This window comes from Streptomyces sp. NPDC031379 (assembly GCF_055569615.1).
This window is the reverse complement of sequence record NZ_JBVIIT010000006.1, coordinates 32,602-50,822: the sequence shown is the minus strand read 5'-3', so window position 1 is coordinate 50,822 and position 18,221 is coordinate 32,602. Positions and strand designations below refer to the sequence as shown.

General features: G+C 72.8%; 21 protein-coding genes and 1 pseudogene. 8 read left to right on the top strand and 14 right to left on the bottom strand.

The window, feature by feature from the left end; translation table 11 throughout:
* The first annotated feature begins 71 nt into the window (after nt 1-71).
* The 3 genes and pseudogenes from ACZ5CW_RS10495 (at nt 72) to ACZ5CW_RS10485 (ending at nt 1,490) form a co-directional block, all read left to right on the top strand.
* A complete protein-coding gene (locus ACZ5CW_RS10495; protein ID WP_468599902.1) occupies nt 72-665 on the top strand; it encodes a TetR/AcrR family transcriptional regulator in 594 nt (197 codons plus the stop codon).
* Nucleotides 666-846: 181 nt separating this feature from the next.
* Nucleotides 847-924 (top strand): annotated as a pseudogene (locus ACZ5CW_RS10490) (Mini-circle protein); the annotation flags it as partial.
* Nucleotides 925-1,040: 116 nt separating this feature from the next.
* The gene (locus tag ACZ5CW_RS10485; RefSeq protein WP_468599901.1) at nt 1,041-1,490 is read left to right on the top strand and encodes a hypothetical protein; all 450 of its coding nucleotides are present in this window, start codon (nt 1,041-1,043) and stop codon (nt 1,488-1,490) included.
* Between the two features lie 131 nt (nt 1,491-1,621).
* On the opposite strand, the gene ACZ5CW_RS10480 is transcribed toward ACZ5CW_RS10485, so the two are convergent.
* From ACZ5CW_RS10480 to ACZ5CW_RS10450, 7 genes are all read right to left on the bottom strand, one after another.
* The gene (locus ACZ5CW_RS10480; protein ID WP_468599900.1) at nt 1,622-2,137 is read right to left on the bottom strand and encodes a hypothetical protein; all 516 of its coding nucleotides are present in this window, start codon (nt 2,135-2,137) and stop codon (nt 1,622-1,624) included.
* Between the two features lie 126 nt (nt 2,138-2,263).
* The gene (ung, locus tag ACZ5CW_RS10475; protein WP_468599899.1) at nt 2,264-2,947 is read right to left on the bottom strand and encodes a uracil-DNA glycosylase; all 684 of its coding nucleotides are present in this window, start codon (nt 2,945-2,947) and stop codon (nt 2,264-2,266) included.
* A gap of 98 nt (nt 2,948-3,045) precedes the next feature.
* A complete protein-coding gene (locus tag ACZ5CW_RS10470) occupies nt 3,046-4,623 on the bottom strand; it encodes an ABC transporter substrate-binding protein (RefSeq protein ID WP_468599898.1) in 1,578 nt (525 codons plus the stop codon).
* A gap of 202 nt (nt 4,624-4,825) precedes the next feature.
* Nucleotides 4,826-5,587 carry an SDR family oxidoreductase gene (locus tag ACZ5CW_RS10465; protein ID WP_468599897.1) on the bottom strand — a complete coding sequence of 254 codons (762 nt, stop codon included), beginning with the start codon at nt 5,585-5,587 and terminating at the stop codon, nt 4,826-4,828.
* Nucleotides 5,588-5,607: 20 nt separating this feature from the next.
* Complete coding sequence (gene fabG / locus ACZ5CW_RS10460; protein ID WP_468599896.1) at nt 5,608-6,369, bottom strand: 3-oxoacyl-ACP reductase FabG; 762 nt, start codon at nt 6,367-6,369, stop codon at nt 5,608-5,610.
* Nucleotides 6,370-6,516: 147 nt separating this feature from the next.
* Nucleotides 6,517-6,966 carry a DUF3037 domain-containing protein gene (locus ACZ5CW_RS10455; protein WP_468599895.1) on the bottom strand — a complete coding sequence of 150 codons (450 nt, stop codon included), beginning with the start codon at nt 6,964-6,966 and terminating at the stop codon, nt 6,517-6,519.
* Complete coding sequence (locus ACZ5CW_RS10450) at nt 6,963-7,745, bottom strand: HipA family kinase (RefSeq protein ID WP_468599894.1); 783 nt, start codon at nt 7,743-7,745, stop codon at nt 6,963-6,965. The genes ACZ5CW_RS10455 and ACZ5CW_RS10450 overlap by 4 nt, the downstream gene beginning before the upstream one ends.
* A gap of 172 nt (nt 7,746-7,917) precedes the next feature.
* Here ACZ5CW_RS10450 and ACZ5CW_RS10445 point away from each other — a divergent pair, with 172 nt between their 5' ends.
* Entirely contained in the window at nt 7,918-8,445 is a 528-nt protein-coding gene (locus tag ACZ5CW_RS10445) for a Rieske (2Fe-2S) protein (protein WP_468599893.1), read from the top strand.
* Between the two features lie 7 nt (nt 8,446-8,452).
* On the opposite strand, the gene ACZ5CW_RS10440 is transcribed toward ACZ5CW_RS10445, so the two are convergent.
* Nucleotides 8,453-9,097, bottom strand: a complete 645-nt coding sequence (locus ACZ5CW_RS10440; protein WP_468599892.1) for a cysteine hydrolase family protein — start codon at nt 9,095-9,097, stop codon at nt 8,453-8,455.
* Nucleotides 9,098-9,246: 149 nt separating this feature from the next.
* Between ACZ5CW_RS10440 and ACZ5CW_RS10435 the strand changes: the two genes are divergently transcribed.
* Nucleotides 9,247-9,717 carry a pyridoxamine 5'-phosphate oxidase family protein gene (locus ACZ5CW_RS10435; protein WP_468599891.1) on the top strand — a complete coding sequence of 157 codons (471 nt, stop codon included), beginning with the start codon at nt 9,247-9,249 and terminating at the stop codon, nt 9,715-9,717.
* 23 nt (nt 9,718-9,740) lie between these two features.
* Here ACZ5CW_RS10435 and ACZ5CW_RS10430 read toward each other — a convergent pair whose 3' ends face one another.
* A complete protein-coding gene (locus tag ACZ5CW_RS10430; protein ID WP_468599890.1) occupies nt 9,741-10,643 on the bottom strand; it encodes a LysR family transcriptional regulator in 903 nt (300 codons plus the stop codon).
* Nucleotides 10,644-10,717: 74 nt separating this feature from the next.
* Between ACZ5CW_RS10430 and ACZ5CW_RS10425 the strand changes: the two genes are divergently transcribed.
* Entirely contained in the window at nt 10,718-11,656 is a 939-nt protein-coding gene (locus tag ACZ5CW_RS10425; RefSeq protein ID WP_468599889.1) for a DMT family transporter, read from the top strand.
* A 101-nt stretch (nt 11,657-11,757) separates the two neighbouring features.
* On the opposite strand, the gene ACZ5CW_RS10420 is transcribed toward ACZ5CW_RS10425, so the two are convergent.
* Complete coding sequence (locus ACZ5CW_RS10420) at nt 11,758-13,089, bottom strand: aminotransferase class I/II-fold pyridoxal phosphate-dependent enzyme (protein ID WP_468599888.1); 1,332 nt, start codon at nt 13,087-13,089, stop codon at nt 11,758-11,760.
* Between the two features lie 50 nt (nt 13,090-13,139).
* On the opposite strand from ACZ5CW_RS10420, the gene ACZ5CW_RS10415 reads away from it, so the two are divergent.
* Entirely contained in the window at nt 13,140-13,820 is a 681-nt protein-coding gene (locus tag ACZ5CW_RS10415; RefSeq protein WP_468599887.1) for a pyridoxamine 5'-phosphate oxidase family protein, read from the top strand.
* Nucleotides 13,821-13,842: 22 nt separating this feature from the next.
* On the opposite strand, the gene ACZ5CW_RS10410 is transcribed toward ACZ5CW_RS10415, so the two are convergent.
* The 3 genes from ACZ5CW_RS10410 to ACZ5CW_RS10400 form a co-directional block, all read right to left on the bottom strand.
* Nucleotides 13,843-14,787: a DMT family transporter gene (locus ACZ5CW_RS10410; protein WP_468599886.1), complete on the bottom strand. Its 945-nt coding sequence runs from the start codon at nt 14,785-14,787 to the stop codon at nt 13,843-13,845.
* A 192-nt stretch (nt 14,788-14,979) separates the two neighbouring features.
* Nucleotides 14,980-15,984, bottom strand: coding sequence for an EamA family transporter (locus tag ACZ5CW_RS10405; protein ID WP_468599885.1), 1,005 nt, complete (start codon nt 15,982-15,984; stop codon nt 14,980-14,982).
* 69 nt (nt 15,985-16,053) lie between these two features.
* On the bottom strand, nt 16,054-16,683 hold the full coding sequence (locus ACZ5CW_RS10400; RefSeq protein ID WP_468599884.1) for a Clp protease N-terminal domain-containing protein: 630 nt from the start codon (nt 16,681-16,683) through the stop codon (nt 16,054-16,056).
* Nucleotides 16,684-16,972: 289 nt separating this feature from the next.
* Here ACZ5CW_RS10400 and ACZ5CW_RS10395 point away from each other — a divergent pair, with 289 nt between their 5' ends.
* Nucleotides 16,973-17,401, top strand: coding sequence for a type II toxin-antitoxin system Rv0910 family toxin (locus ACZ5CW_RS10395; RefSeq protein ID WP_468599883.1), 429 nt, complete (start codon nt 16,973-16,975; stop codon nt 17,399-17,401).
* A gap of 100 nt (nt 17,402-17,501) precedes the next feature.
* On the opposite strand, the gene ACZ5CW_RS10390 is transcribed toward ACZ5CW_RS10395, so the two are convergent.
* Nucleotides 17,502-18,128, bottom strand: coding sequence for a PadR family transcriptional regulator (locus tag ACZ5CW_RS10390; RefSeq protein WP_468599882.1), 627 nt, complete (start codon nt 18,126-18,128; stop codon nt 17,502-17,504).
* Between the last annotated feature and the right edge of the window lie 93 nt (nt 18,129-18,221).

Here is an 18,221-nt window from a genome sequence, read left to right as displayed (position 1 = left end):
CGGACTCGTCGACTACACCTGTAGTACACACCACCTTACTACAGCCGTAGTGAGCTGGGTAGGGTCGTCCCATGTCCGTACGCACCCCCAGCGCCTCCCGCGCCGATCTCGTCGCCGACGCCGCTCTCGCCCTGCTCGCCGAGCGCGGCATGCGCGGGCTGACCCACCGGGCGGTGGACGAGGCGGCCGGACTGCCGCTCGGCTCCACGTCCAACGTGGCCCGCACCCGGCAGGCGCTGCTGGAACTCGCGGTGCGCCGGCACGCCGAGCGGGAGGCGCGCGTGCTGGCGCTGGAGGAGATGCCGGAGCCGAGCGGCGGAGCCGACGCGCTGGCCGAGGGGCTGGCCCTCGCGGTGCACCGCTCCCTGACCCGCGACCGCGCACTGCTCATCGCCCGTTACGAACTCGCCCTGGAAGCCACCCGCCGCCCGGAGCTGCGGGCCTTCTACGACCGGGCCGGCGCGGTCTTCAAGGAACAGCTGGCCGCGTTGCTCACCGCCGTGGGCTCGCCCGACCCGGCCCGGCACGTGCTGTCCCTGGTGGCCTGGACGGACGGGCTGATGTTCTCGTGCGCGGCCGGTTCCTTCAGCGCGGACGTGCCGGGCCCGGAGGAGATCCGTGCCGGGCTGCGGGAGCTGCTGGCGGGGATGCTGGGCCGCCGGTGACAACCCGTGGTGAACGCCGCGACGGCTCGGCAATGACGCGGGGCGACCATCGACCGCCGTGCACCGCCCGACCGCCGTGCACCGCCCCAACGCCGGCGAACGCGCCGTGCCGCGGGACTCCGAGGCGGACCGGGACGGCGAGTTCCGCCCAGGAGCCGTTCTGCCTCCACCGGATACACACCACATGATCGAGGAGTACACCCGCCGCAACGGCCACGCCGGCCCCGTCCGCGAGCGGATCGACGGCGCCACCGGCGACCGACGTCACCCTCGGCCCCCCGAAACCCCCCGTACGGGGCGGGAGATCACCCGTGCGGCGGCGCCAGTCTCCGCTCTCTGCTGCCAAGCCGGTGCCGACCCAGCAGAGTTGCGCGGGTGCATCGATCGACCACCACCGCAGCGCTCCTGGTCACCATGGCCGTATCGGCCCTCGCCGGCTGTACGACGGTCGGGCCCCCGCCGGACACGCCCTCGCGGCCGACGGCATCCCGGCCGGACGGCAGCACGGCACCCCGGGTGGTGCAGGCACCGGCCGGGGAGGCACTGGACATCGTCGGACCGTCCCGGCACCCGAGGAACCCCGGACCGGTGGCCCCGCGCCGGCCCACGGCAGCGCCCCCGGTGACGCACCAGCCGCCTGCCGCACCCGCGCGCCCGCGGCCGTACCCGGGCCGCCCCCAGCAGTCGCATCCGGCCGTCCCGGGCCTGTCGTCGGCCCCACAAGCCCCGAACGCCCCCGACGTGTGCGCCCTCGGCCAGGCCTACGGGGGCTGGCTCGGGGACAGCCCCGAGGCGGTGATCTGCGAACAGGCCTACGGCCGCTGACCCCCTGCGGCGGGGCCCGGCATCCGGCCCCGCGCCCGGCGACGGCCCTGGCGCCCGCGTCCCGCCGGTCCCCGGCTCCAAGGGGCTTCGCCTGGATCAGTCCGGGTCCGCGACGCCCGGCACGGCACCCCCTAGCTCGGCCGCTGCCGGGGCGGCCCCCAGGTGTCGCCCCCCGGTGCGCCGTCCTCACCCAGCCGCCGCTCCAGGCGGCTGATGGCGGCCCGCACCCCGTCGCCGTAGCCGTCGTGCGCCAGGTCGCCCGCGGCGCTGCGGGCCCGGCGCAGGTGGCTGTGGGCGGCCTCGGCGCGGCCCAGCTTGACGTAGTCGGCGGCCAGGTTGAGGTGGAGGGAGGGGAAGAAGCCGCGGACGCTCAGCGGATCGCCGCCGCGGCCGTCGGCCAGTTCCTCCGCCGCCGACAACGCCCTGAGGTCCCAGGCGAGTTCGTCCGCCGGATCGTCCTGGGTGTCGGCGAGGTAGTGGGCCAGGGTGCAGCGGTGCAGCGGGTCGCCGTCCTGGCCGATCTCCGCCCACAGGTCCAGGAAGCGGCCGCGGGCCTCCTCGCGGTCGCCGCCGTGGTGCAGCATGACGACCTGCCCGATCCGCGTCAGCACGGCGTCCGGCGCCGCCTGTTCCTGTCGCTCCGCCACCGCGTCCTCCGGGCCGTCGTCAGCTGTCTGCTCCGACGCTAACCGGCGCCGTCGGGATTCCCGGTCAGGCGGCCCCGCACGGCACGGCGCCGCGACCGCCGGGGCCTGTACCGGACCCGGCGACGGTCAGCCCAGGTTCGGGATGCGCCAGTCCACGGGCTCGTGGCCCTGCCGGGCGATCGCCTCGTCGATCTGGGTGAAGGGCTGGGAGCCGAAGAACTTCTTCGCGGACAGCGGCGAGGGGTGCGCGCCCTTGACCACGACGTGCCGGGTCTCGTCGATCAGGGGCAGCTTCTTCTGCGCGTAGTTGCCCCAGAGGACGAACACCGCCGGGTCGGGCCGGGAGGCCACCGCGCGGATCACCGCGTCCGTGAACTTCTCCCAGCCCTTGCCCTTGTGCGAGTTGGCCTCGCCGGCCCGCACGGTGAGCACCGCGTTGAGCAGCAGCACGCCCTGCTCGGCCCACGGCATCAGATAGCCGTTGTCCGGGACGGGCAGACCCAGCTCCTGCTGCATCTCCTTGTAGATGTTCCGCAGGGAGGGCGGGGTCTTCACTCCCGGGCGGACGGAGAAGCACAGACCGTGGCCCTGACCCTCGCCGTGGTACGGGTCCTGGCCGAGGACGAGGACCTTGACCCGCTCGTACGGCGTCGCGTCGAGCGCCGCGAAGACCTCCTCGCGGGGCGGGTAGACCGGACCCCTCGCCCGCTCCTCCTCGACGAACTCGGTCAGCTCCTTGAAGTAGGGCTGCTGCAGCTCGTCACCCAGAACCCCGCGCCAGGACTCGGGCAGCATGGCGATGTCGGTCACGTCAACGTCCTCACGATGTCGATCAACTACGGCGTGCGGTCACTTCCTCGGTTCAGAACCTACCGGTGACCACTGACAACCGGTGCCGTGAGGGCGGTTCACCAGCTGGTCTTGCGGTGCAGCATCCACATCATCATGATCGTCGACGGGTCGAGGGCCTGCTCGCCGCCGGAGATGTCGTCGTTGGCCGCCACGAACTGCCGGCCCTGCCACAGCGGCAGCAGCCGGGCGTCGTTCACCATGATCTGCTGCGCCTGCTCCACGTCCTTGACCGTCTGGGCGCGGTCGCTCTCCGCGCGCGAGTGGGGCAGCAACCGGCCGGTGATCTCCTTGGACGGGTAGGGCGTACCGAGCGCGTTGTGCTCGCCGACGAACGGCGCGATGAAGTTGTCCGCGTCGGGGAAGTCCGGGAACCAGCCGCGGCCGAACACCGGGTACTCGCCCTTCTGGTAACCGACCACGTAGGTCTTCCAGGGACGGCTCTTGAGGGTGACGGTGAACAGGCCGGAGGCCTCCAGCTGCCGCTTCAGCTCCTGGAACATCAGCGCCGTCTCGGAGCCGTAGCGGTCGGTGGTGTACCAGAGGGTCAGCGGCACGCTCTGGGTGATCCCCGCGTCGGAGAGGATCTCGCGGGCCTTGGCGACGCTGGGGTTGCCGTAGTCGTCGAAGAAGCCGGTGGCGTGGCCGGTCAGGCCCTTGGGGACCATCGAGTACAGCGGGTCGACGGTGTCCTTGTACACCTTGTGCGCGATCGCGCCCCGGTCGACGATCTGCGCGACGGCCTTGCGCACGGCGGGCTGCTTGGCCCAGGGGTCCTTGGGGTTGAAGACCAGGTAGCTGATGTCGGTGCCGGCGCCGTCGACCAGTTGCAGATCCGAGGTGCCGTGCCGCTGCAGGGCGACGATGTCGTCGGCGGCGAGACCGCGGTAGGTGACGTCGATCTGCTTGTCCCGCAGCGCCTTGACCATGCTGGACGAGTCCTGGAAGTAGCGGATGGTCACCTCGTCGTTCTGCCGCTTGGCGAAGCCCTCGTAGTTCCCGTTGCTCACCAGGACGGCCTGCTTGCCCTCCTCGTACGACTGGATCTTGTACGGTCCGGAGCCGTACACCTCGTCGTCCTTGCGCAGGGAGTTGGCGGGGTAGTCGTCCGGGTCGACGATCGACATGGCGGGGGTGGCCAGCACGAAGGGGAAGGTGGCGTCGGACTGGTTGAGGTGGAAGACGATCTCGCGGTCGCCGGACGTCTCGACGCGGTCCAGGCTGCCGAGCAGCCCCGCGGGGCCGCCGGGCGCGTCGATGGTGCGGATGCGGTCGATCGAGTGCCGGACGGCCTCGGCGTTCAGCGGGTCACCGTCGGCGAACCTCATGCCCGAGCGCAGCTTGCAGCGGTAGGTGCGGCTCGTGGAGTCGGTGAAGGAGCAGCTCTCCGCGGCGTCGGGCTGGGGCGTGGTGGCGCCGTTCGGGTAGGCGAGGAGCGTCTGGAAGATGTTCCGGTACAGCTCCCAGGAGCCGTCCCAGGCACCGGCCGGGTCCAGCGTGCTGGGGGCGCTGGTGGTGCCCACGACGATCGGCCCTTTGCCGTCGGCGTCGTCGTCGGACAGCAGACTGCAGCCAGTCACCAGGGATATGGACGCGATCGCCGCGACTCTCCGCAGGAATCGGTTCCGGTTGAACACGCGCACGCTCCTCGATCTGCCATACCAAGGGTCGGCAGACCATACCGCAGCGTCCGGGCCGCGGAACCTCCCTCGGAGCGGGCCTTCTTGATCGATTGAGCTATGACGACGTTGTCATTCCGCGGTATGTGCCCCGTAGGGCGTTTCGGGCGCCGTTCCGCAGGGAAACGGCGCCCGAAACGGACGTCCGGCAGGCGGACGGTCAGCCCACGCCGGCGTTGAGGAAGATGCCGCCGTCGACGACGAGCGTCTGGCCGGTGACCCAGTCGGACTGCTCCGAGGTGAGGAACGCGGCGGCGCCGCCGATGTCGGAGGGGACACCGAGCCGGGCCAGCGGGTAGGAGGCGGCCGCCTCCTCCTCGCGGCCCTCGTACAGGGCCTGCGCGAACTTGGTCTTGATCACGGCCGGGGCGATCGCGTTGACCCGGACCCGGGGCGCGAACTCGTGCGCCAGCTGCTGGGTCAGGTTGATCATCGCCGCCTTGCTGACGCCGTAGGCGCCGATGAACGGCGAGGGCGCGAGGCCCGCGACCGAGGCGATGTTGACGATCGCGCCGCCGTTGTCCTTCTGCCAGGCGTGCCAGGACTTCTGGGCGAAGCCGAGCGCGGAGATCACGTTGGTCTCGAAGACCTTGCGGGCGACGTCGAGGTCGAGGTCCGCGATGGGCCCGAACACCGGGTTGGTGCCCGCGTTGTTCACCAGGAAGTCGAGACGGCCGAAGGCCTCCATGGTGCGCTCGACGGCCTCGGCCTGGTGGCCGAGGTCGTGCGCCTTGCCGGCGACCCCGATGACCCGCTCGGCGCCGAGCTTCTCGGCGGCTTCCTTGAGGGCGTCCTCGTTGCGGCCGGTGATGCACACGCGGTCGCCGCGGGCGACCAGCGCCTCGGCGACGCCGTAGCCGATGCCGCGGCTGGCGCCCGTGACGAGGGCGACCTTGCCGGACAGCTCCGGGAGTTCAGTCATGTCCGTGTTCCCCAAGATCCTTAGTTGAGCGGTCCGCCGGCGACGTACAGCACCTGGCCGGAGACGAAGCCGGCCGCCTCGCCGGTGAAGAAGGCGATGGCGTTGGCGATGTCCTCCGGCTCGCCGACGCGCTGCACCGGGATCTGGGTGGCGGCGGCCTTCTTGAAGTCGTCGAAGCCCATGCCGACGCGGTCGGCGGTGGCCTTGGTCATCTCGGTGGCGATGAAGCCGGGGGCGACGGCGTTGGCGGTGATGCCGAACTTGCCCAGCTCGATGGCGAGGGTCTTGGTGAAGCCCTGGAGGCCCGCCTTGGCGGCCGAGTAGTTGGCCTGGCCGCGGTTGCCGAGCGCCGAGGAGGAGGACAGGTTGACGACCCGGCCGAAGCCCGCGTCGACCATGTGCTTCTGGACGGCCTTGGTCATCAGGAAGGAGCCGCGCAGGTGCACGTTCAGGACGGTGTCCCAGTCGGAGACGCTCATCTTGAACAGCAGGTTGTCGCGCAGCACGCCCGCGTTGTTGACCAGGATCGTCGGGGCGCCCAGCTCCTCGACGACCCGGGCGACGGCCGCCTCGACCTGCGCCTCGTCGGAGACGTCGGCGCCGACCGCGATCGCCTTGCCGCCGGCCGCGGTGATCTTCTCGACGGTGTCCTTGCAAGCGGCCTCGTCGAGGTCGATCACGGCGACCGCGCGACCCTCGGCGGCCAGTCGTACGGCGGTGGCGGCGCCGATGCCGCGCGCCGCGCCGGTGACTACCGCGACCCGCTGTTCAGTGGTGGACATGCTGTTTCTCCTCGCCCTTGAGAGAACCTGTCGGGGCCCTCGGAGAGGGCCCCTCATGCGGTGAGCGACCGCTTAGTACCTTCAGCACCCGTGACGCTAGAAGCCCTGGCACCCGGTGTCAACGGCACATCCGGCCGGTGTGATCCATTACCTCACCAGGAGGTCCAGCAACCGCTCCGTCTCGGCGGCCGGGTCGGTGGTCAGGCCGGTGTGCACGGGGCCGGGCTGGACGACGGTCGAACGGGGCGCGATCAGCCAGCGGAAGCGCCGCCCGGCGTCGTCCCCGGCCGCCTGTCCGGCGCCGTCGCCGCCCGCGCACACCCGCTCCACGGCCCCGAGCGCGGCGCGGATGCCGGGCACGTCGGCCCGCGGGTCCAGCGCCAGCAGCCGGGCCTCGTCCAGATGGGTGCGGGCACCGACGTAGCCCTGGGCGCGGGAGTAGACGATCACGCCCGCGTTGATGCACTCCCCGCGCTCCACGCGCGGTACGACCCGCAGCAGGGCGTACTCGAACACGTCCCGGTCGCCGCCCTGGCCCGCCCGGGTGATGTGCCGCTCGGTCACATGGCCGGCCATGTGGATGTGGCGCTCGCTCACTTGTCCTCCTCCACACCGGAACCGGAGCCGATGCCGGTGATGCGCTCGGCGATGACGGCCGCCCGGGCGAGCAGCGGTCGGGCGTAGGCCCGGCGCAGGTCGTCCGGGGTGTCGAAGCCGGGCTCGTCGGCGAGCCAGGCGTCGGGGATCTCTGCGGTGACCTCGCCGAGGAGGTCCTCGGTGACCCGGGGTGCCAGCTCGGCCGCGGCCGCCGCGACGTCCGGGGCGAAGCGGGCGAGCGCGTGGTCGCAGGCGTCGTAGGGGCGGGCCGCGGAGGCTTCGGCGGAGGGCCAGTTGTGGTGCCAGATCATGGTGGCGCCGTGGTCGATGAGCCACAGCTCGCCCCGGTGCACGAGGAGGTTGGGGTTGCGCCAGGACCGGTCGACGTTGTTGATCAGCGCGTCGAGCCAGACGATCCGGCCGGCCTCCTCGGGGCTCACCGCGAAGGCGAGCGGGTCGTACCCGAGGGCGCCGGACAGGAAGTCCATGCCGAGGTTGGTGCCGCCGCTGGACCGGAGCAGGTCCTGCACCTGCTGTTCGGGCTCGCCGAGTCCGAGGACCGGGTCCAGCCGGACGGTGACCAGCCGGGGCATCCGGAACCCGAGCCGGCGGGCGAGTTCGCCGCACACCACCTCGGCGACCAGTGTCTTGCGGCCCTGTCCGGCGCCGGTGAACTTCACGACGTACGTCCCGAAGTCGTCGGCCTCGACGAGCCCCGGCAGCGAGCCCCCCTCACGCAGGGGCGTGATGTAGCGGGTCGCGGTGACTTCCTTGAGCATCGCCCCAGGCTACTGGGGGCGGACGGGGTCCGGCCGACAGCTGCTCCACAGCGGCGGCTTACGGCCCGTTCACCCCTGGGCGGCAAGGATCCGGGGCCCGTCTGAACAGGTGGTGCCCGAGGACCGTACCCCTGGACGGATCACGAAAAGCTCCGCGGAAGGGAACCGCCACATGACCAGCGCATCGCTCCAGCCCTCTCCCAAGCGCTCGGCTGCGCTCGAGGAGGGCGGCACCGCCACGGGACCGGCCCGCCGTACCGTCATGGCGGCGGCCGGAGCGGCGGGGCTCGCCGCCGCGCTGACCGCCTGCGGTTCGGGCGACGACTCGTCCGACACCGTCGACACCGGGTCCGGCTCCTCCGGCACGGCCGGCGCGGGCGGCTCCGCCCAGGACGGCGGTTCCGCCGCCGGCGGTGCCGCGCTCGCCAAGACGTCGGACATCCCCGAGGGCGGCGGCAAGATCTTCAAGAAGCAGGGCGTCGTGGTCACGCAGCCGACGGCGGGCACGTACAAGGCGTTCTCCTCCAAGTGCACCCACCAGGGGTGTGCCGTGGGCAGCGTGGCGGACGGCGCGATCATCTGCCCGTGCCACAACAGCCACTTCTCCGCCGAGGACGGCAGCGTGAAGAAGGGGCCCGCGACCAAGCCGCTGCCCGAGGCGAAGATCACCGTCTCCGGGGACGAGATCACGCTCGCCTGAATCCGCCTCAGGCCCGCCTGCGCGGCCGTTTCAGACAGCCGAGCACCTCGTCGGTGGTGGTGACCGTGGCGACCAGCGCGAGGGTGTTGCGGATCATCGCGGGGGTGTAGTCGGCGGGCACCCCCGCGATGGCGTCGGCCGGGACGACGGCGGTGTAGCCGAGGTTGACCGCGTCGAACACCGCGTTGGGTATCGCGACGTTGGCCGAGACCCCGGTGACGATCAGCGTGCGGCAGCCGAGGTTGCGCAGCAGGGCGTCGACGCCGGTGCCGTGGATCGGGGACAGCCCGTGCAGCCGTCGTACGACGAGGTCCTCCTCGGCGACCTCGATCGGCGGCGCGACCCGCACCGCGGTGCTGCCGCTCAGCTGTCGCACGGGGAGCCGTTCGGCGGCCCGGAACAGACGGGCGTTGCGGCTCGCGCCTCTGCCGTCCGGGCGGCGCTCCGCGATCGCGTGGATCACCTGCACGCCGGTCTCGTGGGCGGCGGCGACCAGCCGGGCGACACGACCCAGGGCGCCGGAGGAGCGGGCCTCGCGGGCGAGTTCGGGCAGGGCGCTGTCCGGGCCGACGACCCCCTGCTGGCACTCCACGGTGAGCAGGACGGTGCTCGCGGGGTCGAGGAGGTCGCCGAGCCGCGCGTACGAGGCCATCACGCACCCTTTCGCCGAGGTCCGGGGCGGTGAGAGTAGCCACATCCGGGCGCGGACGGAAGACGGGCCATTCCCTTTTCTGACGTGATGTCAGAGGATCACCGGTACACGGAAGTTCTCTGGCACGACGTGGGAGAAGAGGGGACCGCATGACCGTCACTCAGCAGCGCCGGGGCCGGAAGATCATGATGACACCCGGTGAGCTGGACGAGTTCCTCACCGCCCAGCGCACCTGCCGGGTCGCGACCGTCTCGGCGGACGGCGCACCGCATGTGAGCGCGCTGTGGTTCGCCTGGGACGGCAGCTCGCTGTGGCTGTACTCGGTGGTGCGCAGCAGGCGCTGGGCCCAGTTGCGGCGCGATCCGCGCGTGGCGGTCGTGGTCGACTCGGGCGAGGAGTACGACCAGCTGCGCGGGGTCGAGCTGTCCGGCCGGGTGGAGTTCGTGGGCGAGGTGCCCCGCACCGGCGAGCTGTGCGCCGAGCTGGACACGGCCGAGACGCTGTTCGCGCGCAAGAACTTCGGCCTGGACGAGATGCCGCACGACGGCCGGCACGCCTGGGCCCGGCTGACCCCGGAAAAGATCGTGTCCTGGGACTTCCGGAAGCTGGGCGGGGTGTAGCGCCCGGCGGGTTTCCGGCGCGGTCAGCCCAGCTTCTGCGCCGCCGTGCGCAGGGCCTCGACCGCGGCGCGGATCGAGGGCCGGCGGTCGGCGTCCGCACGCCAGACGACGTACACATGACGGCGCACACGCTGTGCCAGCGGGACCAGGACCACCCCCTCGGGCACCGGGTGCCGGCCCAGCAGCGGTGCGATGCACACCCCCAGCCCGGAGGCGACGAGGCCCAGCTGGGTGTGGGTCTCGCCGGCCCGGTGGCCGACGATCGGCTCGACACCCTTGGACCGGAGCGTGAACATCAGCCACTCGTGGCAGAACTCGCCCTCGCCCCAGGTGATCCACTCGTCCTCGGCGAACTCGGTGAGGTCCACCTCCTCGCGCCCGGCGAGCCGGTGCCCGACGGGCATGGCGACATCGGCCGGGTCGTCCAGCAGGGGCGCCTTGACCAGACCGTCGGGCACGGGCATCGGCTTGTTGTACCAGTCCAGGACCACCGCGAGGTCGAGGTCGCCGCGGACGACTCCGGCGATGCCGTTCTCCGGTTCGAGTTCGCTGGAGCGCACGCGCAGCCCCGGGTGCTCGGCGCGCAGCGCCCCGAGTGCGGCCGGGAAGAGCCCCCGGGCGGCGGTCGGGAAGGCCGACAGCCGCAGTTCGCCGACGACCTGACCGCGGTGCGCCTCCAGGTCGGACTCGGCGAGTTCGACCTGCGACAGGATGCGCGCCGCGTGCTCGGACAGCAGCCGGCCGGCGTCCGTGAGCCGGACACCCCGGCCGTTCTTGGCGAGGAGCCGCTGGCCGATCTCGCGCTCCAGCTTGCCCAGCTGCTGGGAGACCGCGGACGTGGTGACGTGCAGCGCGTCGGCGGCGGCGCTGACCGAGCCGTGCCGGGCGAGGGCGTCCAGGGTACGCAGGCGCTCGAGGTTCAACATGTAAGTGATTCTAAGAGGTACCGCGTGAGAAATCTCGATTGTGCTACGAGGTTGACTCCAGCATCGTTGAGGCCATGAGCACGGTCACCGCATCCCGGACCCAGTCCCCCACCCCCGCCCCCGCCCACCCCCGCGCCCGCCTCGACTGGCGGCTCCGCTTCGGCGTCCTCTCCCTGATCTGGGGCTTCAGCTTCCTGCTGATCAAGGTGGGGACGGAGGGGTACGCGCCCTTCCAGGTCACCCTCGGACGGCTCGTGTTCGGTACGGCGGTACTGGCGGCGGCGATGGCCGCGAAGCGGGAACGGCTGCCGCGCGGGGCGCGCCTGTGGGGCCGCATGGCGGTCGCCGCGTTCTTCCTGAACGCCCTGCCGTTCTCCCTCTTCGCCTACTCGGAGCTGACGATCCCGTCCACGCTGGCCGGCATCTGCAACGCGACGTCGCCCCTGTGGGGGATGGCCCTGTCGCTGGTCGCCCTCTCCGAGGACCGGCCGACTCGGGTCCGCGTCGCGGGGCTCGGTCTCGGCTTCCTCGGGGTGCTGACGGTGCTGGGTGCGTGGCAGGGCTTCCACGGACTGGATGCCAGGGGTACGGCGATGGCGCTGCTGGCGTCGCTGAGCTATCCCGTGGGGTGGATCTACGTCCGGCGGACGCTGGCCGGGACCGGCCACTCGCATCTGTCCATGACGGGCGCGCAGCTGCTGCTGGCGACGGTCCAGCTCGCGGTGGTGACGCCCCTGTTCGCCGGCGTCCCGGATCATTTCGCGTTCGTCCCGGTGCTGGCGATCGCCGCGTTGGGCGCGTTGGGCACGGGGCTGGCGGTGCTGATCCAGTACGGGCTGGTCGCCGAGGTCGGGCCGACCACGGCGCAGATGGTCACGTACTTCATTCCGGTCATCGCCACGGCCGCGGGAGTGGCGATCCTCGGGGAGTCGCTTCGCTGGACCACCCCGGTGGGGGCGGTGATCGTGCTCGCCGGGGCCGCGCTCACGCAGGTGCGGCGGAAGGGCGCCTGAGGCCTGTCGTCACACTCCCGTCCGCGTCGCGGGGAGCGGGCAGGTACGCGGGTCGCGTGCGGCTGGTCGCCCGGTGCGCGGCGCCCCCGCCCGGCCCGTCCTCAGCCGTAGACGCGCGCCGGGGACGGTCGCACCGCTGCCGTCAGCGCCTCCGCCAGGGGGTCGATGTCCTCCGTGGTGAGCGTCGAGACCGTGACGCGGATGCCCGGAGGGGACGCGAGGCGGAAGCGGGCGCCCGGAGCGACCGCCCATCCCCCTTGCAGGAGGCGGGCCACCGCGCCGGTCTCGTCGGGGACCGGCACCCACACGTTCATCCCGCTGCGGCCGTGGGCGGTGATCCCGCGGTCCGCCAAGGCGTCGACCAGCGCATCCCTGCGGGCCCCGTACGACTCCGCCACCGCGGCCCGGTCCAGCGCGCCGTCCGTCCACAGCCGTACCACGGTCCGCTGCAGCAACAGGCTCACCCAGCCGGGTCCGAGGCGCTGACGGCCGCGCACCCGGTCGACGGTGACGGCGTCCCCGGCGAGGACGGCCAGGCGCAGGTCGGGACCGTAGGCCTTGGCCGCGGAGCGGACGAAGGCCCAGTGGTGGGTGACGCCCGCGAGCGGGTGCAGCGGGAGGTCCACGATGCCGTGGCAGTGGTCGTCCTCGACGAGCAGGGTCCGCGGGTGGTCCCGCAGCACCGCGCGCAGGGCGCGCGCACGCGTGGCGGTCACCGCGGCGCCGGTCGGGTTCTGCGCGCGGTCGGTGACGATCAGGGCGCGGGCCCCGGACTCCAGGGCGCGGCGCAGGTCGTCGGGGCGTGGCCCGTCGTCGTCCACACCGACGGGGACCGTGCGCAGCCCCAGGGCGGGGACGAGGTCGAGGAGGCTGCCCCAGCCCGGGTCCTCCACGGCCACGGCGTCGCCGGGTCTGAGGTGCGCCGCGAGGACGCGTTCGACGGCGTCCAGGGAGCCGGAGGTCACGGTCAGCGGGCCCTCCGGGACGCCGTCGGCGTCGAGTCCGGCGCGGGCGATGCGGCCGAGGTCCGCGTCGACGGGGTCGTCGCCGTAGAGGAACGGCCGCCGGTCCGCCTGCTCGGCCGCCGCGGCGAGGGCCGGGGCCAGGCGGGGCAGCAGGGCCGGGTCGGGGTTGCCGGTGGACAGGTCGCGGCCGCCCGCGGGGACCTCCACGCGCAGTTCCTCCCGGCCGGTGGTGGCCGGCTTGGAACGGATGCGGCTTCCCCGGCGGCCGGCCGTCTCGATCACCCCGCGTTCGCGCAGGATGCGATAGGCGGCCGCGACCGTGTTCGGATTCACCCCCAGCTGAGCCGCCAACTGCCGCATGGGAGGCAGGGGTTGCCCCGGTTCCAGCTCTCCCGCGCCGACCGCGCGCTCGACGCCGGCCGCAATCTCGGCTGCGCCACGCCCTTGGATCCGATACTCTCCTAGCACAAAGACCATTATGCACTAGTGCAATAAAGATCGCCATTGGGAGGACCCTCATGCCGGGCACGACCGAGGAAGCGCTGACCGCCGCCTATACGCCGACCGACCGCACCGTACCCACGCGTTCCGCGGACCGGGCGTCGTACGACAGGGAACTGGTGCACGCGATACTCGACGAGGGATACGTCTGCCACCTCGGCTTCGTCCGCGACGGCGCCCCGGTGGTGCTGCCGACGCTGTACGGCCGGGTCGGCGAGCGGCTCTACGTCCACGGCTCCACCGGTTCGCGGCCGCTGAGGATGACCGGCCAGGCCGACCCCGGCCTGGCGGTGTGCCTGACGGTCACCCACGTCGACGGACTGGTGCTGGCCCGCTCGGCCTTCCACCACTCGATCAACTACCGCTCGGTCGTGGTGCACGGCGTCGCGCACGAGGTCACCGACCCCGAGGAGCGGCGGCTGGCCCTGGACGCGCTGGTGGACCACGTCGTGCCGGGCCGGTCCGCCGACTCCCGGCCCGCGAACAAGAAGGAACTGGCCGCCACCGCGGTGATCCGCCTGGACCTGGACCAGGTCTCGGCCAAGGTCCGCACGGGCGACGCCAACGACGAGCCCGAGGACCTGTCCCTGCCGCACTGGGCCGGGGTCGTCCCGCTCCGCAGGGGGTACGACGCCCCCCTGGCCAACGCCGACCTGGCGCCCGGCATCGAACTGCCGGACTATCTGGCCGCGCGGTAGGGCCGAGGGGGCGCCGGAGGCGTCACGCCGGCATCGGCTCCCGCCGGCCGGCCCCGCGGGCCTCGCTCACGGCCAGGCCCGCGACCGCGCCGAGCAGCAGCAGGGTGCCGGCCGTGGTGGTCGCCGTGAGCCGCTCGCCGAGCAGGACGACGGCGAGCACGGCCGCGGTCACCGGTTCCAGGAGCATGATCACGGAGACGGTCGCGGACCGTACGACGGCCGCTCCCGCGAAGTACAGTGCGTACGCGAGGGCCGTCGGCACGGCGGCGATGTACAGCAGGAGCCAGAGCAGCCGCGCCGGGTGGGCGGTGTGCGGGAGCAGGCCCTCGTGCATCGCGAACGGCAGCAGGCACAGGCCGGTCACGGCGAAGGACCACACGGTCGCGTCCGAGGCGTCGGCGCCGCCGTCCCGGCCCCACCAGCGCGTGAGCAGGGTCATGGCGCCGTAGCCCGCCGCCGAGGCGAGCGCCAGGAGCACACCCGCCGGCCGGACGGTCGCGGCCGATCCGCCGGAGGTCAGCACGACCAGCCCGGCCAGGGCGCCGGCGACCGCCAGGACACCGCCGGCGCCGAGCCGCTCACCGAGCAGCAGCCGGGCGCCGAGCGCGATGAGGACGGGGCCCGCGCCCAGGGTGACGACGGTGGCCACGGCGAGTCCGGTCGCCTGCACGGCCGCGAAGTACCCGGTCTGGAACACGGCGAGACCGAGGCCGGTGGTCACCGCCCGGGTGATCCTGCGGCGCAGGGGTTCGGCCACGGCCGGGCGGACACGCGGGCGCAGCCCGCGGCCGGCGAGCAGCAGCAGGAGCCCCAGCGCACAGCGCCAGAAGGAGAGCCCGAAGGCGCCCAGGTCGCTGGCCCGGTAGACCAGCGAGGCGGCGGCGCCGGCGGTGCCCCAGGCGGCACCGGTGATGATCAGATAGAGCAGGCCACGCCCGACGGGCAGGCCGGAAGCATCGTTCGACAAGGGAGTTTCTCCGCAGAAGCGCACACGGGGGTGCGGAAGCTCGAGGGCGCCCCGCTTCGGCGGGACGCGCGGACTTCATCTGCGGGCGGCACCGCCCAGCCCGGCGCGGGTGCGCGGGGCGTGGGTCCCGGAGGCCCGCCTCAGGCGGCCGGCGGCGAGAGGGCGAGTGCGTTCGACGGCATGACCGCAACCCTATGCGGCGGTGCCGCGGGCGGACAACTCCCGTTCCGGTGTGCCCTGGGCGACCGGCTCCAGGGAACCCTTGGCCGGGGCGGAGGACTGGGCGATGAACGCGCCGACCAGGACGACCGCGCCGCCGGCGACCTGCGGCGCCGACAGGTGCTCGCCGAGCAGCACCCAGGCCAGCACGGTCGCGATCACCGCCTCCAGGCAGGCGACCACCCCGGCGACCTGCGGCGACAGCCGCCGCACGGACAGCACCCCGGTGATGTACGCGATCACCGTCGCGACCAGCACGATCCAGGCCAGCAGGGCGACGGCCGGCACGGCGATGCCGTCCATCTGCGCGGAGCCGGCCAGCACCGTCCAGTCCATGCTCCAGGGGCGGGCGACGACCGTGAGTACGACGGCGCCGACGAGCAGTCCGTAGGCGATGACACCGAGCGGGTCCGGGGCCTCGTCGCCCGCGTCGCTGCCCTGGTCGGACAGGACGAAGTAGCCGACCTGGCAGCAGGCGGCGCCGAGCGCGCACAGCAGGCCCAGTGCGTCGAAGCTCAGCCCCGACCAGACCTCCACCACGCAGGCCAGGCCGCCCGCCGCGAGGACCACGCCGAGCGCGGCGGCGCGGGTCACGGGCCTGCGCTGCACGAACCGCACCCAGCCGAGCACCAGGGCGGGAGCCAGGTACTCGATGAGCAGGGCCACGCCCACGGGGATACGGGAGAGCGCGGCGAAGTAGCAGGCCTGGACGCCGGCGACCGCGAGCAGCCCGAACCCGGCGAGCAGTGCGGGACGGCGGCGCGGCAGGGCCCGGTGCCGTACGGCGAGCGGCAGCATGACCAGCGCGGCGCCGGCCACCCGCAGCCACACCACGTGCAGCGGGTCCAGACCCGCCTCGATCAATGGCTTGGCGGCCACTCCGGACCCGCCGAAGGCCAGCGCCGAGCCGAGCGCGAGACCGAGCCCTACGCCCTTGCCGTGACCGCCCTGACTGCTCTCTGACGTATGCACCGGCACATGATGACAGGAGACGACAGGAGCGTCACCCCCGTTGACACCTGTCTCAGCTGATGGACGGCTGATGCGTCAGGAGGTCGCGCCGCCGTCACCGGCGTACTCCCCGGCGCCGGACTCGACCCGGGCGGGCAGGTCCCGGGCGGGGATGCCGGCGCGCTCGAGGACCTCGACGGCGCGGGAGCGCGGGTCCGCGACGAGCGCGGCGAACAGATCGGTGCCGGTGACCCGGACCTCGCCCCGCCGCCGGGCGAGCCCGCGCGCCTGCGTCAACGCGGCGGCCGCGGCGGGCGACCAGCTCGCGCCGCCTCGCGCTTCGCCGCCGCGGGCGCTCGGAAGGGCCGGGGTGAGCGGAACGGCCGGCGGGGCCTCGGGGGCGGGGGCGGCGTGAGGGACGACCGGGACGACGGCGATCGCCCCCGAGTCCTCCACGCTGCCCTGCCAGCGCAGCCCGTAGCCGATGCTGCGCTGCACGAGATAGCCGAGCAGGCGCGCGAGCCGTGCGGGGCCGCCGACGGCGGCGCGGACCTCGGTGTCGTGCTCCAGCAGGGAGTGGAGCAGATGGGCGGTGTCGATCTGCCGGTCCCCGTCCCGGACGGCCCTGCGGCGGGCACCGGCGATCACCGCTGCCAGCTCGGCGCCGAGCGCGGCATCGTCGTCCATGTGCGCAGTCGCCTCGTCGCGAGCGGTCGGGCGGGCCATACGGGGGTGCACTCCCCTACCCCATCAGCCACAACGGCCCGAGTCATCCGCGAGGGGAACCATCTTCGCGTCCCACACAGAGTGGACGTCGCCGACCGGGATCTCATCCTTACGGAGGAGATCCGGCCGACCCGCCGCCAGGGGCGCGCGCCGTCCTGCTCCGCGCCCCGCACGCGACCACGCCGACCGCCCGGCATTCTGACGGTTCATCAGTATTGAATGTTCACGCCCTTGCGGCTACGTTCCGCGACACCGTAGCCCGCTACGCCCGATCCGAAGGGGTGGTCGCATGGCCGAAGTCAGCGCGGAGGCACGCATCCAGGCGCCGGCCGAGAAGGTGTGGGCCAAGCTCACCGACTGGCCGTCGTACGGGGAGTGGAACGCGACCCACACCAGCTTTCCCCGGGGCGGCCCCGAGACGTTGGCCGTGGGCGGGACCTTCCAGGAGAACATGAAGCTGATGGGCTTCCCCGCGGAGGTCGACTGGACCATCGAGGAACTGGAGCCGGCCCGGGTGTTCGCCATACGCGGCAAGGGCCCGATGGCCGTGACCGTCGCGACGCGCTACACGCTCACCCCCGACGGGGACGCCACCAGCCTCCGCATCGACGGCGAGTTCACCGGTGCCGCGGTGTCGCTGATGGCGGGCAAGCTCAAGGACTCGGCGACGGCCGCCCTGAACGAGTCGCTGCGCAAGCTCGGCGGCCTGGTGGCCTGAGCCGGGAGCGAGGGAGGGGAACCGGGGGACGCGGAGACGGGGAGACGCGGAGACGCCCCGCGCGGATACCGCACGGGGCGCCCCGGTCGCCGTACGCGCCTCAGTGCTCGTCGGCGAGGATGAGGTACAGCTTCTTGCGGGCGTCGTTGACGACGGCCAGCGCCTTCTCGCGCTGCTCCTTGCTGCCGGTCTTCCAGACCTGGCCGAAGGCCTCCATCAGACCGACACCGGCCTGCCGGATCTCGTGCAGGGCCTCCCAGTCGACCCCGCGCGAGGCCTCCTCCCAAGGAGCATCCGGCCCCTCCTCGGCGGCGGTGCGGCCGTCCTCGGTGAGCGAGAAGAGCTTCTTGCCGCCCTCGCTCTCGCTGGTGATCAGACCCTCGTCCTCCAGCAGCTGAAGCGTCGGGTAGACCGAGCCGGGGCTCGGCTTCCACGCGCCGCCGCTGCGTTCGGCGATCTCCTGGATCATCTCGTATCCGTGCATGGACCGGTCCTTGAGCAGGGCCAGGATCGAGGCCCGTACGTCACCGCGCCGCGCCCGCCCCCTAGGGCCTCCGCGCCCGCGCGGCCCCCAGGGCCCGGGGCCGAAGCCGGGTGCGCCCGGGCCGAAGCCCGGACCACCCGGCCCGAAGGGACCGAAGGCGGCCCGCCGGCCCTCGAATCCGCCCATACCCCGCCTTCCGGGGCCCTCGTGCCGATGTCCACGCTCGAATCCGTGGGTACGCATCACGATCACTCCATTCCATCGCTGATCTGTCACGTAAGCATCGCGTATCGTTCGCGATAGCTCAACGATATATCGGAAACGAGGATCCGACAA